Genomic DNA, 17,349 nt, shown 5'->3' on the forward strand with positions numbered 1-17,349 from the left:
GATTTACCTTCACGTGGCGAACCCTCCCTCAACACCTCCACATAGCCCGCTAGATACCTTGTATCCGGTGGAATAATGCGGGATACGGGAAACGAATTAGCACAAATCATAGGTCGTTTCGCAGAACAGTATATTGAAAAATACCAGCCCAATAGTTTTATCATACGAACCCTTGATGCGTTGCAACAGTGTCGGACCTTGGCCCTTGGCGGGCACAAAGAGAAATGCGATTGTTGCGACCGGGAACGGATAAGTTACAACAGTTGCCGCAACCGCCATTGCCCGAAGTGCCAGGCAGCAAAGCAGGCGTTTTGGGTAGAGGACCGGATGAAGGAAGCCTTAACAGAACCTGAGCCTTCATCCGCATATTCATTGCCTGGTTCCGGCTGCCGGACTCACCCTCAAGGGAAATCTGAAACGAATCACCAAACAGGGTAAATACCTTTATCCGGTGAAGATGCTCAGTACCGTGTTTCGCGGTAAGCTTTTGGGTAAGCTGAAACGACATCTGTCGGATATCAGCCAATTAGGCGAAGACCAGTCGCTGTTGGATCGGCTATGGAACAAACCCTGGGTAGTTGATTGCGAGCCTCCCTTTGGCAGCCCTGAACATATTGTGAAATACCTTGGACAGTATACGCACAGGGTTGCCATCAGCAATCAGCGGATACAGCATATTGACAAGGACGGTGTAAGTTTTTACATGAAAGATTACGCCGACCAGGGTAAGCGAAAACTGACCCAACTGAGCGGTGTAGAATTTTTGCATCGCTTTTGCCTTCACATCCTTCCTAAGCGGTTTGTGCGCATAAGGTATTATGGGATACTGAGTAGTAAGATGAAAAAGAAGTTCAAACCTGAAAAACAAAAAGCTGTTCCGGTTAAAGAGACCTCGCAGGAGCGGATCAAACGATTAACGCAGTTTGATGTTTATCAATGTCCGTATTGTAAAAAGGGCAGGATGCAAATTGTTGAAATTCTGCCTAAAATACGCTCGCCGGGCAATGTACTTTATCCCACGAAAAATACAGTAAGAATCTCATGACAAAGTATTGGAAGCATGTCCGCAAAAGCAGGATCAGTAATGTATTGCTTACGCCTGGCAAAAAATCCTTAGAAACCTGAATCAGGAATCGCTACTGTTAAAAACACCTACTATGAAGTGAAAGAATAACAGGAGGACACAGCTATCAGCCAACCATTCGGTTGCAAATAATCAGAATCCATAGTCGTAAAGTGCATAGAAGGTGGGTAATCCCCGGATTTAGTTCAACGTGGACTTCATGTTGGGCACTGCGTGCCACACGAAGTCCTATTTATTATAAGCCGTTTTTCTTTCTGCCGTCATAGTGTCGTCAAGGTGTTAAATACTCCGTCAATTACTTTTGCCATTCTTTTAACGTCAAGCGTTTCCATTGTGTCAGTTGGTTCGTGATAATTTTTGTTTCTAAAAAATGATGTGTCGGTAAGCATTAAAGCACTAAAACCAAATTTCCAATAATTCAAATGGTCGGAAAAGTCAATACCTGCCAAAGCTGGAGGGCCAGTAAACTTTTTTGTCCTGATAGCTTTTGTTGATTTGTATTTTCTACAAAACTTTCGTGTGAATTGTCCAGCACCAAACTTTTTTACAAGTGTAATATAGTTGCCTTTATTACCATAGAAAAGCGAAAGCAGTCCAATAGGATATGATTGTGATTTTTTCTCGTCTTTAAAATAACCTATCATTTCAAGTGAAATCATTCCATAAACTTGTGTCTTATTGTCTGCAAGTGATTTGGCGTGAATGTAACTACCCATATACTCTGTCCTGAAATATGGAGGTTCTTCTAATGAATATGCAACAAGGTCAACACGTTGATTTAACTTTTGTCCTTTTAAAAGTCGGGAAAGTTCCAGAAGTCCAACGACCCCGCTTGCATTGTCGTCCGCACCTTCTTGATTGTCGCAAACGTCATAGTGTGCACCAACAATAATTCTCTTTTTATTTTCTGTCCCGAATGAACAAATTACATTTTTATAAACTTGACCATTTACAGAATACTCTTGTATGAAAACGCTGTCTGAGTATTGACTGAAGATAGTTTTAATATAGTCCGCTGTCTTGTTGAGTTGGTCAATATTCTTATAGGTGCGAAATTGTCCAGTTTTCGTAATAGCAGTCAAATGTGATTTTATTATTGTCGTGTCCGAAATCCTCGTTGAGAAACAATAACTAGTTACGAACAAAAGTAGTAGTGTAGATATGTGTTTTGGTGTCGTCATTAATGGCTTATAACGCTCCGCCGCTATGCGACGGGTGGGATCAAGTTGTTTTTATGTTTCGTAAATACTGACCTAAATTACATATATTTCTTCAATTATCCGACTTTAGCCCATCTGCTTGCATAGCGGCTTGTTAACAACTGAAAAAAAAGCTCACTTTACAGACCGCTAATCGTTTGAATAGAAATTCTAAAAAAGCTCTTAACCAGTAAAATCCTTTCACTTAGGATAAGGTTTGCTTGAAGGAATGGCTAGCGTTCTCATTTGAATATTTTACTATGGAAAATTTGACATTGGAACTTTTTGGTTCTTAAGATTAGATTGAAATTTAATGGCTAACTTGGAAAAATAGTCGCTTTGACCAGGCTTTTGCGGAAAAATCTGATCTTTTTTTCTTATTGATTGTTAAGAGAATAGGGTGGTCACTAGAAATCGGCAGAGGGTGGTCAGTTAATCCGGTTTTTAGAGTCAGTCGAACCGGAGAAGTGTGAAATTCTCCATCATTGAATTTGTAATGACCGTGGGAGGAGAAGGATTCAGGTTGCCAAATTCACCAATCCTGGTGTACTTTTTTATGACAAAGGGCAGGCCCATCGAAAAGAATGGATGGGGTTTGTCGCAAATCTGGAAATGCAGGTGAGGTTCCGTGGAATTGCCCGAATTCCCAAGCAAAGCCAACGGTTGACCCTCTTTTACAAAATCTCCATTTTTAACGAAGAAGGAGAACGGCACGCAATGTGCGTACAGGGCATATTGTTGTCCGCCCAGGTCTAGGATCAGGTAATTGCCTCCGTATTCATCGAGTGATCCGATGACAATATCTTTGGCATTCCCGCTGTTTTCAGGCCTGCCGTCAACCAATGCAACCACAGAGCCATCGGAAACCGCATAGAGGGTGTCGCGGTAATTGAAGTATGATTGGTTGTTCAGAGGATCGCCGCTGGAACTGTACTGGGCAGAGTCCAGCTGAATATTGTCAAATGCAAACTGCTCGCCTGAAAAAATCTGACCGCCGACAAAAAATACTGCATTATAATGATACCCCATGGTTGACAGGTTGATAAACATCCAGTTTGTCCCTTTTACCGGGGATGAAATTGCCAGGGGAGATTCGTACTTCCTGGGGGAAAATAATCCGCCCTCGACAACAACCTGGGCGTTTGAAACGGTGTCCTGCAGTATAAATCGGTGTAAAACATTCGAAGGCACCGGCTGGCCCAATGGAATGGGAAGCTGAACCGACAGATAGTAGGACGAAATCTGATCCTGTTCGAGGAATGCTATAGGGTTCGGGGGATTTGATATAAAATATCCGAATGATTCTTCCCCAATGGTCATCAGTTCTTCTTTCGTATCGTTGTCAAGGACAATGATCTCTTTCAGCATAAGCTTGTCCTTTCTGAATTCCCACATCTTCAGCATATAGCAGATACGGAGATATTTATCCGTTGCAAACGGGGTATGGTTTGCGATCACCTCGATTTTTAACGGCTGGGATTCTTCAGTACTCTCCTTTTTACAGCTTGATGCCAGGAAGACCGAAAGCAGATAGGCAAGCAGGATGATTTTTGTTCGCATGTTATAGCACGTTTTTGTTTAAAAAAATATTGACCTTACAAAGTTAGTATAATCTATGTTGATCTCATATTTTGCTCAGGGAGATGGATTTTTATAACAATTTTTAGTTCCGGGCCCGAACTGAACTGATTGTAAAAGAAGCCTTTTTGCTTCTTCTGATAATTTATCAACTATTGGGACAAGTTCCTTATTCGGATGCTTAAAATCATTTGGAATTTGTGCGACTGAAGTATCTTTTAAGATATGTTGATAAAAAAAATCTATTTCTCTTGCTGTTAGTGCTATTTAGATATTACTGATAGAGTCAAAGCCTTGGATGTACATGGTCTGATAACTTTGACTTTTAGCCTTTTCTAGAGATTTCTTGTTAGTTTCCTGACCCATTACTGACATTCCTAGAAGCATTATAATGGAAAGAATGGAAATTACTGTTTTCATGATCCTTGTGATTTAGAATTTTCCGCTTTTTTTGATTGTTAACGCTCCGCCGGCAGCCGCAGTGCGGGATTTACTTGTTGTTTCTTTTCTTTTTCTTTATCGTTTGCAGGTTTGGTGAATGCTCGCTTCCGGGTACCGCCCGCATTGTCGGCTGCCGGTTCGTTAGCGGTTAGTGCTTTCAAGTTGGAATTCTACATTTGAATGGATTATTTACTAGAAATTAAACTGTCAATTAATACTTCGTAAGAAAGAAATTCTTGTCCTCTTTGTACTTGTAAAATTACTTTTGTGCTTGGATTGGAATATTCCAACGCCCGTAACTCATTGAATGTAATTTCTTCTGTAGGTTTACCATTAATTGTTAGGATTTTATCGCCTAACCGGATACCGGAATTTGCAACTGGTGAAGATTCGTACAAAGAATTAACATACAACGATTTAGCATCTGATGACCTGTAAAGTTTCATACCTAAACTAAAGGGACCATGAGGCTTAGAATACTCCTGGTTTGGCTTTAAAAAAAACACTTTGTTCTTGTAATCGAAAATAACCTGGAATTTTTGAAAAAATTCGTTCCCTAAGAAACCAATTTGTTCAGGGGCAATTCTAAAATCTAACAGATATACTTGTTCATTTTGGAAACTAAAAGAATCGAGCATAGTAATCCGGTTTGCATTAATTATTTCCCGCTGAAGTGTATCTTTTGGATTCATTGTTAATGTTCTGGTTTTAAATACCATCAATTCTTCTGGAAGAACAACCGGCACAACAGGACCCTTACCTCTCATAGGGCTCTTACCTACCTGTAAATATAAAAATCCCGGTGCGCCAATATCCAAAACCAGTTCTCCATTCAGTTTAATTTTACTATTTGTAGATATTTCGACTACGGTTGAAACGGTAAAGTAAGTTACCGGATTTCCTTTTAAAGGGAACGAAGTATAATGCTTTTTAATATTGTTAAGTGTGTCTTGCGAAAGTATCCTGAAGAATTGATGTTCAAAATCCATTAAAACGATATTGTTTTCAAAAAACCAATATGCCGGAAAAATGGCATTGGTGTGCAACTTGGTTTTTAATAAATTACCAACATCAAACCGTCCTTTAAATTCTTTGTTTATCCCCAAAGCTTTTATATTGATTTTACCGATAATTTCACGGTTGATTTTTATAACTCCTCCGGGTGTTATGGTTCTACTGTTGGTCTTTTTAAAGGTTATTCCGAGCTTGTCTTTGTTTAAATCCGTAAAAGCGCTATCGAATATTGGGGTTTGTGCACCTGTGTCGAAAAGGAGGGATATCTCAACGGAGTCGTTCATAATTGCATTAACTACAACATGTCGGCCGTTATAGTGAAACCGGTATGCATCCTGGGGATAGACAAATGTATCATTTGAAGTATTATTCTCCGGGGCAGTCTGTTGCGGGGTGGAGGATGAACAGGCGGTCAAAATGATAAAAATTGCCAGGAAGAATGTATGCCTCATATTTAGAAATTTATGCTTGACTATTTATAGATCTATCTGTTAGAACTGTAAAACAAATGCACCTCCTGCATACTCAAAATAAGGTTAATTATTTTTATTGCAATAGGTATTGTCCTCACTCTTTTTTAAAGCGTTTTTTGAATTAGTACCGCTAACGTTCTGCCGGCAGCCGCAGTGCGGGATTTACTTGTTCTTATTTTTGCTTTCCTTTAATATTTGTAGGTTTGGTGAATGCTTGCCCTCGTATACTGCCCGCATTGACGGCTGACGCTTTGTTGAACTAAATCCCACATTCGTGGGATAGTTTCCAACAAATTTAGTAAAATAGTACTGAGTAGGGAGTGGTCGCTCTCCGAAATAAGTTATAAACCTTAAAAACTCAGTACCATGAAAAGAATTGAACCGACTATTGTCGAGAAAGCTATCCAGACAGTTGAAGGCTTTGCGAAAGTTTACAAAACTCTGCAACAACAAATCGTGTTGCGAGGACAGAGCAAAAGTACGTTAGAAAATTATATCCGGCTTGTCGGACAAAATAAACGAGCCATTGTACTGCCTTCGCTCAAAGAAGAATTAAACTGCCGGTGATCTTAAACCGGAGCGAATTACGGGAATTATTTAAGGCACCGGCATTACTCAAGCATCGCATAGTGCTGACGCTAATATATTCGGCCGGGCTGCGTTCGCAGGAGGCCATCAACCTGAAGATCTCAGATGTTGACTTTGAACGTAAGACGATACACATCAGGCAAAGCAAATACAAGAAAGACCGTATAGTGCCTTTGTCAAAGTATATGGCCAAGGGCCTTCATAAATACTTTTCAGTTGAACATCCTTACCAATGGATTTTCAATGGCAAAGAGTCTGATCCAGTCTGAAATTCATTAACCTAAGGTATTTTTGCATTTTTTTGGCTGTACCGGCTGATGTCTTGATCAGGTTTCCACGATGTCTGCAATACGTCCTGAGTTGCTCTGTAGCTGCATCGGGCAAAAAGCTTCCGCTTAATAACCCCAGGCTGTGAAGTTTTTGTATCCACTGGCAATCTTGTACATCGGTTTTCTTTCCTTTGATGTTTTTGGTGAACTTGCCATTACAAAGGATTACTTCCAACCCAGCATCCTGGAGTGTGGAGAACAGGTTTTGCCAATAAGAGCCGGTGCTTTCCATTGCAACCGTTTTAATCCCATTCTCTAAAAGGTGCCTGGCAATTGATTCGAGGTCTGCGGCATAAACACCGAATTCCTTTATGTCTTTTGCATTTTGTCCTATCGCTACAAAATGTGACCTGCTTCCAACATCAATGCCGCCAGCATGGGCATTGACAATTTCCATTGTGGCATTTTTCTTTTTCATATTAATTGATTTTTGGTTAAAAAATGTCCTAAGGAAATGTATCTTTGACTTGAAAATATCCTGAACGGGGTTCCCAATAAATCGGGACCACCACTGAAATCATCTCAAAGCCTTCGAACTTCTACTTCGAGGGCTTTTTACATTTCAACCAGAATGGCGCTCGGGTTTTGATACTCCATTTTTAAAACCGGCCTTGCAAAGGACTTAGTAAAAATAATAAATTCAACTCTCTGCAAAGTCTATCGTTAGCATAAGAAATCAATTTTTTGGAAATAGGGGGAATAGCCCATAACGGTTACGCATATGGCCAATAGCGGGTTGCGGGGCACTTTCCTGTCAACTTACTCCAACCTAAAAGCGGGTTACAGACCTTCGAATACGTATATCCCCCGCTATTGGCTATATGCGATGTTAGGGGCTGGGGCTCTTTTTATTTTCAATTTTTTTTATTAAATCCATTAAATAAGCTTTTTGCAATTTTGTCACACTTTTATCATCATAAAGATTTTTAATCTCATCAAATGACCAATTAATCTTAATATCTTCACTTAATAATTCATCTAGCTGCTTTTCATAATTTGTAACATTTTTATTCAACATTCTACCATCGATACATAATAAAAAATATTTAATTACTTCAAAGCCCTTATCTAACGTAATATTTTCAAGCTGTTCAATTAGCTTAATAGAATCATCATATTTATTAATTATGAAATTTAATTCACTTAAAGCAAGTTTAGAAGACACATTTTCACTATCTAATTTAATTGCCAAATAATAATCTTCTATGGCTTTATCATATTCACGTAAATATGTATAAACCAATGCACGACAAATGAAATAAAGTGAATTATTAGGTTCCAATTTAATAGCATTATTACAATCTATTAATGCTTTTTGATTCTTTTGCAATTTGATGTAGGTATTCGCTCTATTACGATAAACATTTGAATTATCAGGAGATAATTTGATTGCTTTGGAATAATCTTTAAGAGCATTTTTATATTCTTTTAATTCATAATACGTATTTGCTCTATTATTGTAAATATCAGAATTATCAGGGGATAATTTAATTGCTTTGGAATAATCTTTAATAGCGTTATCATATTCTTGTAATTCAAAATATGTATTCGCTATATCATTAAATAAATCAGGATTGTTAGGATTTATTTTAATAGCTTCGTCAAAATCAAAAATTGCTTTTTTAAAATCCAAATTTGAATAATATGACCAACCTCTCCAATAATAAATCTCATTTAAATCCTCATAACCCAAATCTTTAGCTTTAGTGAAAAGATTAATTGCTTCGGCATATAAACCTTTAGCATATTTTATTCTACCTTTATAATAAAATGTTTCTGGAATTGAATCATTAATAGAAATTGATTTTTCAATATCTTCTTCTGCACCTATTTCATTCTTTAAAGAAAAGAATTTCAACCATGCTCTATGAGTATATGCTTCATAAAATTCAGGATTTAATTCAATTGTTTTATTATAATCGTTCAATGCTTCTTCAAAACTTCCATTATAATCATTAGCTAATCCTCTCAAATGAAATGCTTCAGCAAATTCGTTATCTAATTTAATAACTTCATTAAAATCACAAATTGCTTTATCATATTGAGTTAAACAGGCATAAGCAAGACCCCTATTATAAAATGGTTTTAAATATGTTAGATTATAAACAAGTGCTGAACTATACTGGTTTATTGCGCTGTTGAATTCCTGTAAGCGGTAGTATGCATCGCCTAAGTTATTATAAATAACAGAGTTTTTTCTGTCAAGCGAAAGTGCGACCAAATATTTTTGAATTGAAGTTTCAAAATCGCCAAGATTATATAAACAGAGTCCCCAATTAAACCATGCCTCTGAAAAATTTTGTTGGATTGTAACTGCAACTTCATAACTTATAGCAGCATCAGAATATTTTTCAACTTCATATAGATCATTCCCCTTTAAGTAGTACTCTCTAGCAGAATCTTCAATTTTATTATCTTCAAGTAATAATTCTTTAATATATTTATCATCATGTGTAGTGCTATACACTTGCAACCCTTTTTTATAATTTGCAAGTTTTACCTCCTTTTCTTTAAGGGTTTCTGATATTTGGTTTAACTTCTCACCTAAATCTTCCCTTTCTGCCATTTCTAATTGGTTCATAAGTTCTTTTATTGTTCTATTCAAGTTTTCGATAGAATTATTTGCTTCCTTCTCGGGATTGTTTTTTATTTCTTCTAACTGTTTATTTCTTCGTTCTAGATCAAGCAATTTATTATCACTTTCGTTCAATTTATTTTTAAAGCTTTCGATATTACTTTGTTCTTCATATAATTTTCTTTCAATAGTTTTTAATTCATTCTGTCTTTCTTGTAGAAGCTCTTTTAACGCTAAAACCTTACCTTGACAATTTAACAATTCGTCATTTTTATCTTGTATTTTTTGTTCCAAATCACGTATCATTTCATCTGGGTTAATATATTCATCGAATTGATTTTGCTCTAAATCTTCAATAGCTTTCTGCAAATCTCTTCTCAATGAAGGAAGGTCTTTTTCCGAATAGAGGATATGAGATAAATTTCTTATATCAAAAGGTGCGTCATCAATCTTTTGAGTGATAATAATGGTATTTGAATTTCCAATTGCATGAGCAAAGCCAAGTTCATAAAAAACATTTGCATTCTTATTTGTAGTATCAACAATGCAGTATTTTGCTTTTTTAATGTTTTGACAAATCCGTTTACACCATATATCTCCTGTATCATATTTTGAATCTGCTCTTTCGCAAATAAAGTTCTTCGTGACGATAGCTCTTATTGTTTGATCAATTATGTCAAAAGTGTTTTTAAATCCATCAAATGGCATCATTACGAAAATAAAATTGTCAGTTTTTTTTACATTATAGGGACAATTTTTTGTAAATTTTGAACAGAACATAATATTAAAATTTAGAATCAATATTTTACTAAAAACTTTTGAATATATTTTAAGTCACCGATAAGTTATTTTGTCCCTTGATTTTTCATTGCCCTTGCCCCTACCTTATACCCGCTATCCCTGCAATCCTATATACATCCTATAAGCATGTGGATAGGCGATGAAGTGTAGCGTGTTAGTTTAGGGCACCTCGAAAAACTAGTTTATGCCCGTTTATTAACGACTTAAAATTACAACATGGTTATCTGAAAACCTAATTTTTACCTCCCTGCTTTTTATTTATCTATATCAATATTTTGCAAAACAGATGGATCCGCCCAGTATGCATATCTTTCAATTTAATCTGACAAATAAATAAACCTTTGGTAAAGAAGTTTGTATTTACTATCATTTTAATCTCATTATCATAATTATAAGAAAGAACGACCCGGCCATCCGCAGATATAATTTTCACACCAATAATACGCCAGGTATCGGGGTCGGCCACACTTATATTAATTTGATCTGTTGCCGGCACCGGGTAAATAATGACTTCAGGGATTGAAAGACTGTCTTCATCAAGTCCTGAAACAGGAGGAAAACCAGAACCGGCAAAGTATTCCAGCCCACCCGAAAAATTCCCGGCAATTAATTCAGGGTACCCATTCTGGTCAAGGTCAAACAGGGCTGGAGCCGATCTGTACCCACGGTCTGCTTTGAATTCCTGCAAGCCAATCAGGCCAGCCAGGGTGTCGGATAAAGTAAATTCCCCTTCAAGGTTCCCATCAATCCCTGTAAAATATAAAACATCCCCTTTTTCAGAACCCACCAGCAGATGGGTCTGATCCTGCGCATCCCTGTAAAAAAAAGGTACACTAAAGCCATCCAGCGAAATGGAATAATCAATCACGTTCACCTTTCCCAGGCTGTCAGTCACAAGCGTAAAACCGGGATTTTGCATTGTTCCTGTATTCTTGTAAAAATTGATATTTCCCCCCTTTTCTCCGATGATAAGGTCGCTCAGGTTATCGCGGTCGAGATCAAAAAGTTGAGGCGTGCTAAATGCGCCCACATCGATGTCCTGGAAATTTAACTGACTTAAGGCCAGACTCATAGGCTCTCCGGGGCTTGCTGTATTAAGATAATAAATGATCGTTCCATCTTCACAACCCAGGAGCATATCAACATCATTGTCCCCATCGAGATCACCGAAAGCAGGGGCCAGTCCTTTCAGGTCTAAGGAAGAAACGCCTGCAAAATCACGATCCATAAAGGTAAAGGCAGGTTGCTCCGTTGTCCCGGTATTCCTTAGCCAGGCAACCTGGCTTGTATGCTCCGTATGCAGTGTCATGAACTGATCATAATAAGAAGTGTCATAGTATCCATAATTCCCGATTAGCAGGTCCGTCAGGCCATCCTGGTCAATATCCCAGAATACCGGGTAAGCCCCGGCACCCACATCGATCATTTGGTCCTGCAAAAAAGACCTGGACTTCAAATTAAACTGGGGCTGGTCATTACTGCCATCATTATGATAAAACCAGGCACTTTGAAAATTATTGCTTAGAAATGGATTGGGATCGAAGGGCGCTACAAGCAGGTCATTAATCCCATCATTGTCAAAATCATCATAGAAAGCCGCTGGCATGGAAAACAGATTAATGGGGACTCCGTCTGTAGGATATTGCCAGTCAAACGACACCATCCGTGCCGTATCAGCATTCCCTCCATTATATAAGGCAACCAGGTTAGGATAATCCACATCCCCCAGCAACAGGTCTATCAAATTATCACCATTTAATTCCAGGAGACGGAAGGTTGAACCGGTATGGCGTTCTTCCCGGTTCGCAGTTCCCAGTTCCCAGTTCCCAGTTCGCAGTTCCCAGTTCGCAGTTCCCAGTTCCAGGCTTCCATGCTCCCATGCTTCCCCGCTTTCGCACCTCAGGCAAGTATCAAGCGTAATCAGGTTCGATTCATCGCTTTCGGCAAAATAGCCCCAGCAGAAGTCTGTCTTCATGAAATCCAGCGAATCGCGCTTACCGTATTTCTCCATCGACATATTCCGGTGCTTTTCCACGAAAGAGCCCAGTCCCCAGAAGGTAAGTATATCCAGGTCACCGTCGCCATCAAGGTCACAGATGGCAGGGTAATCAGCATAGGTAACGAGGATGTTGACGTATCCCCCACCCTGGAAAGAAGTGAGGAAGGGATATACTTCCAGCCTGAAATCAAGATGGGTCAGTGAGATATTCCGATAGACCTTTAACCCGGCATAACCGGGAGAATAAGTGAAGATATCCTCTTTTCCATCGCCGTCATAATCTGTAAAAATTGCCCAATGAGAGAGTTGGGGAAAATACTCCGCGTATTCCGGAGCATATTCATAATCAAATATTTCGCCAGATTGGACTGTCAGGAAAGGCATGATCCGGTCACCTGTCCGGTCGAAGACGATAAGGTCTTTCAGCCCATCGAGGTCAATATCCAGCTTATAAAACTGGCAGGAATTCATGCCACCGGCCCAGGGAAACTGAAAATTATGGCGATCGGAAGCAAATACCTTAACTGATGTTGGCTTGTCCTGACCTGAAATGGGATTTAAAACCAAAATAAAGGAAATAAAAATCAACATGGGATATCTGAGATCACATGGCATGGTTAAGGTTTTTTCTTTCAAAGATAGGAAAGATAGGTCACAATAGAGAGACACATAGGGGGATTACCTTTTTTCCGTACTTTTACAACATAATCAAAAATACAGATTATGTCAAAGATCCTCGTCGTAGATGATGAAAAAAGCATACGCAACACCCTGAGGGATATCCTTGGGTATGAGAAATACGAGGTCAGTGATGCAGATTCCGGTATCACAGCATTGGAAATGCTTAAGCAGGCCGAGTTTGACGTCATCCTGCTCGATATCAAAATGCCGCAGATGGATGGCATGGAGGTACTGGACCATATTCTAAGCGAATACGACACGCCGGTAATCATGATCTCCGGTCACGGTACCATTGAAACAGCCGTTGAAGCAATCAAAAAAGGAGCCTTTGATTATATCGCCAAACCCCTCGACCTCAACCGCCTGCTCGTCACCATCCGCAATGCCCTTGATAAATCACGCCTGCTGTCGGAAACCAAGTTCCTGAAGAAAAAAGTCAGCAAAAAGTATGAGATGATAGGGGATTCAGAAGTAATGAAGGGTATCTTCGAAATGATCGACCGGGTAGCACCGACCCATGCCCGTGTACTCATCACCGGGGATAACGGCACCGGTAAGGAATTGGTGGCAAGGCAACTGCACGAGAAAAGTCAGCGTTCCAAAGGACCCTTTATCGAAGTGAACTGCGCGGCTATCCCTTCGGAACTGATCGAAAGCAACCTGTTCGGGCACGAAAAAGGATCTTTCACATCAGCCATCAAGCAACGCAAAGGTGATTTTGAACTGGCAAGCGGGGGCACTTTATTCCTCGATGAGATCGGTGACATGAGCCTTTCTGCGCAGGCTAAGGTGCTCAGGGCTTTGCAGGAGAACAAGATCATGCGGGTCGGTGGCGAAAAGGATATCCCGGTAGATGTCCGTGTGATAGCCGCCACCAATAAGAACCTCACGGAAGAGATCACCGCCGGCAGGTTCAGGGAAGACCTCTACCACCGCCTGAGCGTCATCATTATCCATGTTCCGCTTCTCCACGAAAGAAAGGATGATATTCCGCTGCTCGCCAATTATTTTATGGAAGAAATCTGCGCCGAGCAGGGCAAACCCATGATTTTCTTTACCGATGATGCCCTCCGGGAGCTCATGCAGATGAAATGGACGGGAAATATCCGTGAATTGCGAAATGTGGTGGAACGGTTGACTATCCTCTGCGATGGGCAGATCGAGGAGGCAGATGTGGTAAAATTTGCACAGCCTCTGGTTAAATAAGATTGCTATTCAATAACAACAGTTTTCAGGGCTCCTGTTTCCATGTCAAATTCTACCCGTTTAAATTCGGGCGGCAATGATTGGATAGCACCGAGCTGTAATATTTCCAATCTCTTTGAATCCAGTTCCTTCCCCTGAAAAGATAAAACTGCCGTGACTATTCGGGGAACCCGGTAAACAAACCCTGTAGCGGACTGTCCGGTTTCAAGCTCACCAGGCATCATATTCACAGCATCTGACAACAAGCTGATATTGACATCATTCTGCCCATCCGGGGTGGCCATCCCGCTGCTCTTTAAAAATGCAGCCAGCCTATATTCTTGCTCTTCTTTCCCGGCATCAGGAAAAAACTGATATTTGAATTTTAATGTCTCTTTAACACTGACACCGGTGAATAACTTCAGGTATTCCACCCTTTGTTCTTCAAGCTTGTTATACATGAACTCCAGCGCTTCCCGGGAATAGGCAGTCTCCTGGTAACCAACCATCAGGTTGTATTTGTCCCGCTCAATCTGCCGGATTTGGTCAGATGCCTCCTGTGCTTTCTCACGGTCTGTGAATTCAACCATTGAGCGCTTGAATATCTTTTCTTCCAAAATGAGGGTATCAATACTTACTTTTCTGATCACGGTATCAATGACTTCCCGGGTAGGAGATTCTGTGTATTTCTTATAAAGATTCACGGGATCATGTGCGATGAATAGATTTTCATTCCAGCTGGCAAAGCCTTGAGGAATTATTGCTTTATCAAATTTTTCCAGGGTAACCAACGGGGTTGATTTTCCGAAAGAAATCCAGATCTCTCCGGATGACTTCTCTTCTTTTTCGATCAGGTAAACTTGATTGGGATCCGTTTCCGTAGAAGTAAATATAGTAGCGTTTTCGAAAACATAATTCACCGAACTTTTCGTGATCACTTCATCGAGGCCTAAATACTCCCCCGCAAATTCAGCAAGCGGACCAGGAAATTGCTGTGTTTTTGAGATCCACAAATCAACATGGATCTGGGTTCGCGGTAATGTGTAAACAACACCTTGTTTTCCTGACAGCATTTCCGGACCTGTTACTTTCGATACCCTGACCTGAGCAATAATGCCATAAGGGCCATGGAGTATCAATATGATCAAAATGGCTAAAAATTTCATGCGCTTAAACAATATATTTTTCATCGTGGAGAATATAAGTCCTACTTCAGAAACATGATCTCACGGTATTTAGGTAGCGGCCACAGTTCATCATCCACCAGTAATTCCAGCTTATCAGTATGATACCGTATAATATCAAAGTAAGGCTTTACTTTTTCATCATAGGCTGTGGCCATCTCTTCCATTGTTGCCATCCTGTTGGCTTTTTTCCGCTCCTGCAGCATTAATTCAACGTTTATTTTAACCTGGCTGATATGTTCCGATATCTCTTTAATCGTATCAACCTGGTTTTTTGACAGTTTCACATAAGTTTTTGCATCCAGCACCTCTTTCAGCCCCATGGCATTTTCGATCAGGGTATTCTGATACCGGATCGCGGTAGGAATCAGATGGTTCTTTGCCAGGTCGCCGAACATACGGGATTCGATTTGTAACTTCCGTGCAAAGCTTTCAAGTTTGATCTCATACCTGGCATGAAGCTCCCGTTCCGTAAAGACATTATGCTCTCCGAATAGTCTTATGGTTTTAGCGGAGATATACGTCTTAACGGCCTTCGGTGTTGAACGGATGTTGGATAGCCCTCTCTGTGCAGCCTCTTTGATCCATTCTTCGCTGTAACTGTTTCCTTCGAAGCGGATATTCTTCGATTCAGTGATATATCGCTTTAGCACCTGGAATATAGCTTCATCTTTTCTTACTTTATCAGCGATCAGATTATCGACATCATTTTTGAACTTCCTGAGCTGATCCGCCATGATAGTATTCAGGATGATCATAGCCCTGGCACAGGTATCAGATGAACCAACGGCCCTGAACTCGAACTTATTCCCGGTAAAGGCAAAGGGTGAAGTGCGGTTACGGTCGGTGTTATCCCGGAGAATTTCAGGGATTTTGGAGATGTTCACGTTCAGCTCTTCCTGCAAGGCCTGTGTAACCTTGCCTTTTTTAACCTTTTTCTCGATTTCATCCAGGATTTTAGTCAGATGTGAACCGATAAAAGCCGAAATGATTGCCGGCGGGGCTTCGTTGGCGCCAAGGCGCAGGTCATTCTCGGCCGAGGCGATGCCGGCCCGTAGTAAGTCAGCATGCTCGTAAACGGCGCGTAAGATATTAACGATAAAGACGATGAACTGGAGGTTTGACTTTGATGATTTACCGGGAGAAAGGAGGTTCACTCCGGTATTGGTGCTCATCGACCAGTTATTATGTTTACCTGAACCGTTAACACTGGCGAAAGGTTTCTCGTGTAACAGTACGGTAAAATTATGATGGTTTGCCACCTTTTTCATCAGGTGCATCAAGAGCTGATTATGGTCAACAGCGAGATTGGCTTCTTCATAAATGGGAGCGCACTCATACTGGTTGGGCGCTACTTCGTTATGACGGGTTTTCAGCGGTATGCCGAGGCGGTGTGATTCATATTCGACATCGCGCATGTAATTGGCTACCCTTTCGTGTATGCTCCCAAAATAATGATCGGAAAGCTGCTGGTCTTTTGCTGAAGGATGACCGAACAAGGTACGGCCGGTGAGCACCAGGTCGGGCCTGGCAGCAAAAAGGGCCGAATCGATCAGAAAGTACTCTTGCTCCCATCCCAATGTTGCGATTACTTTGGTCACATCCTTGTCGAAATACTGGCAAACATCCACAGCGGCATTATCGAGTGAGTGAAGCGCTTTTAGCAGCGGGGTTTTATAATCAAGAGCTTCACCGGTATATGAAACGAAAATCGTTGGGATACACAGTGTGCCATCAAGAATAAAAGCCGGTGAAGTTGGGTCCCATGCCGTATATCCTCTGGCTTCAAAGGTATTTCGTATCCCACCACTCGGAAAGCTTGAAGCATCGGGTTCCGCCTGGACAAGCTGGTCTCCGTTGAAATTTTCGACGGCTTTCCCATCGTCAACAGGTACGATGAAAGCATCGTGTTTTTCGGCGGTAGCCCCGGTCAACGGGTGAAACCAGTGGGTATAGTGTGTTGCCCCTTTACTGATCGCCCATGTTTTCATTGATGCTGCCACCTGGTCGGCAACCCGGCGATCGATCTTCTCCCCGCTTTCCATAGCATTCATTACGCCTTTGAAGGCTTCCTTAGAAAGGAATTCCCGCATGACGCCTATGCCAAAGGTCATCTCACCAAAATATTCCGATATTTTTTTTCCGTTGGAAAGAGGTTTCTTATCGAATGACCTGGACAAAGAAATTTCCAGTGCTTTAAATCTAAAATTACTCATAG

Annotated in this window: 14 protein-coding genes; 5 read left to right on the plus strand and 9 right to left on the minus strand. The window is 40.5% G+C overall.

All coding sequences use genetic code 11. From position 1 onward, the window contains the following. Nucleotides 1-75: 75 nt before the first annotated feature. Both M0Q51_08040 and M0Q51_08045 read left to right on the plus strand, forming a co-directional pair. Nucleotides 76-438: a transposase zinc-binding domain-containing protein gene (locus M0Q51_08040; protein MCK9399925.1), complete on the plus strand. Its 363-nt coding sequence runs from the start codon at nt 76-78 to the stop codon at nt 436-438. Then, complete coding sequence (locus tag M0Q51_08045) at nt 377-1,045, plus strand: transposase (protein ID MCK9399926.1); 669 nt, start codon at nt 377-379, stop codon at nt 1,043-1,045. The genes M0Q51_08040 and M0Q51_08045 overlap by 62 nt, the downstream gene beginning before the upstream one ends. A 299-nt stretch (nt 1,046-1,344) precedes the next feature. Here M0Q51_08045 and M0Q51_08050 read toward each other — a convergent pair whose 3' ends face one another. The 4 genes from M0Q51_08050 to M0Q51_08065 all read right to left on the minus strand — a co-directional run bounded on the left by M0Q51_08050 (nt 1,345) and on the right by M0Q51_08065 (nt 5,600). Beyond that, the gene (locus tag M0Q51_08050) at nt 1,345-2,166 is read right to left on the minus strand and encodes a M28 family peptidase (GenBank protein MCK9399927.1); all 822 of its coding nucleotides are present in this window, start codon (nt 2,164-2,166) and stop codon (nt 1,345-1,347) included. Between the two features lie 567 nt (nt 2,167-2,733). After that, nucleotides 2,734-3,843 (minus strand): M23 family metallopeptidase, encoded by a 1,110-nt coding sequence (locus M0Q51_08055; GenBank protein ID MCK9399928.1) that lies wholly within the window; start codon nt 3,841-3,843, stop codon nt 2,734-2,736. A 476-nt stretch (nt 3,844-4,319) separates the two neighbouring features. Beyond that, complete coding sequence (locus M0Q51_08060) at nt 4,320-4,463, minus strand: hypothetical protein (protein ID MCK9399929.1); 144 nt, start codon at nt 4,461-4,463, stop codon at nt 4,320-4,322. Between the two features lie 24 nt (nt 4,464-4,487). Further along, nucleotides 4,488-5,600, minus strand: a complete 1,113-nt coding sequence (locus tag M0Q51_08065; protein ID MCK9399930.1) for a PDZ domain-containing protein — start codon at nt 5,598-5,600, stop codon at nt 4,488-4,490. 555 nt (nt 5,601-6,155) lie between these two features. Between M0Q51_08065 and M0Q51_08070 the strand changes: the two genes are divergently transcribed. Next, on the plus strand, nt 6,156-6,356 hold the full coding sequence (locus M0Q51_08070) for a hypothetical protein (GenBank protein ID MCK9399931.1): 201 nt from the start codon (nt 6,156-6,158) through the stop codon (nt 6,354-6,356). Between the two features lie 62 nt (nt 6,357-6,418). Further along, nucleotides 6,419-6,646: a tyrosine-type recombinase/integrase gene (locus M0Q51_08075; GenBank protein MCK9399932.1), complete on the plus strand. Its 228-nt coding sequence runs from the start codon at nt 6,419-6,421 to the stop codon at nt 6,644-6,646. Here the strand turns inward: M0Q51_08075 and M0Q51_08080 are convergent. The 3 genes from M0Q51_08080 to M0Q51_08090 form a co-directional block, all read right to left on the minus strand. Next, on the minus strand, nt 6,618-7,124 hold the full coding sequence (locus tag M0Q51_08080; protein ID MCK9399933.1) for a transposase: 507 nt from the start codon (nt 7,122-7,124) through the stop codon (nt 6,618-6,620). The two genes, M0Q51_08075 and M0Q51_08080, sit on opposite strands and share 29 nt — an antisense overlap. Nucleotides 7,125-7,535: 411 nt before the next feature. Continuing rightward, nucleotides 7,536-10,061, minus strand: a complete 2,526-nt coding sequence (locus M0Q51_08085; protein ID MCK9399934.1) for a tetratricopeptide repeat protein — start codon at nt 10,059-10,061, stop codon at nt 7,536-7,538. A gap of 283 nt (nt 10,062-10,344) precedes the next feature. Beyond that, nucleotides 10,345-12,696 (minus strand): T9SS type A sorting domain-containing protein, encoded by a 2,352-nt coding sequence (locus tag M0Q51_08090; protein MCK9399935.1) that lies wholly within the window; start codon nt 12,694-12,696, stop codon nt 10,345-10,347. A 108-nt stretch (nt 12,697-12,804) separates the two neighbouring features. On the opposite strand from M0Q51_08090, the gene M0Q51_08095 reads away from it, so the two are divergent. Continuing rightward, nucleotides 12,805-13,968, plus strand: coding sequence for a sigma-54 dependent transcriptional regulator (locus M0Q51_08095; GenBank protein MCK9399936.1), 1,164 nt, complete (start codon nt 12,805-12,807; stop codon nt 13,966-13,968). Nucleotides 13,969-13,973: 5 nt separating this feature from the next. Here the strand turns inward: M0Q51_08095 and M0Q51_08100 are convergent, their stop codons facing one another. Both M0Q51_08100 and M0Q51_08105 read right to left on the minus strand, forming a co-directional pair. Then, entirely contained in the window at nt 13,974-15,095 is a 1,122-nt protein-coding gene (locus tag M0Q51_08100) for a DUF4831 family protein (protein MCK9399937.1), read from the minus strand. A gap of 59 nt (nt 15,096-15,154) precedes the next feature. After that, on the minus strand, nt 15,155-17,347 hold the full coding sequence (locus tag M0Q51_08105) for a glutamine synthetase III (GenBank protein MCK9399938.1): 2,193 nt from the start codon (nt 17,345-17,347) through the stop codon (nt 15,155-15,157). Nucleotides 17,348-17,349 lie beyond the last annotated feature (2 nt).

It is taken from the genome of Bacteroidales bacterium, assembly GCA_023229505.1.
Lineage (GTDB): Bacteria > Bacteroidota > Bacteroidia > Bacteroidales > JAGOPY01 > JAGOPY01.

Bases quoted from the DNA above. Each gene is read 5' to 3' on its own strand.
- M0Q51_08040 (MCK9399925.1), top strand. From the start codon at position 76: ATGCGGGATACGGGAAACGAATTAGCACAAATCATAGGTCGTTTCGCA.
- M0Q51_08055 (MCK9399928.1), bottom strand. From the start codon at position 3,843: ATGCGAACAAAAATCATCCTGCTTGCCTATCTGCTTTCGGTCTTCCTG.
- M0Q51_08065 (MCK9399930.1), bottom strand. From the start codon at position 5,600: ATGAACGACTCCGTTGAGATATCCCTCCTTTTCGACACAGGTGCACAA.
- M0Q51_08070 (MCK9399931.1), top strand. From the start codon at position 6,156: ATGAAAAGAATTGAACCGACTATTGTCGAGAAAGCTATCCAGACAGTT.
- M0Q51_08080 (MCK9399933.1), bottom strand. From the start codon at position 7,124: ATGAAAAAGAAAAATGCCACAATGGAAATTGTCAATGCCCATGCTGGC.
- M0Q51_08085 (MCK9399934.1), bottom strand. From the start codon at position 10,061: ATGTTCTGTTCAAAATTTACAAAAAATTGTCCCTATAATGTAAAAAAA.
- M0Q51_08090 (MCK9399935.1), bottom strand. From the start codon at position 12,696: ATGCCATGTGATCTCAGATATCCCATGTTGATTTTTATTTCCTTTATT.
- M0Q51_08095 (MCK9399936.1), top strand. From the start codon at position 12,805: ATGTCAAAGATCCTCGTCGTAGATGATGAAAAAAGCATACGCAACACC.
- M0Q51_08105 (MCK9399938.1), bottom strand. From the start codon at position 17,347: ATGAGTAATTTTAGATTTAAAGCACTGGAAATTTCTTTGTCCAGGTCA.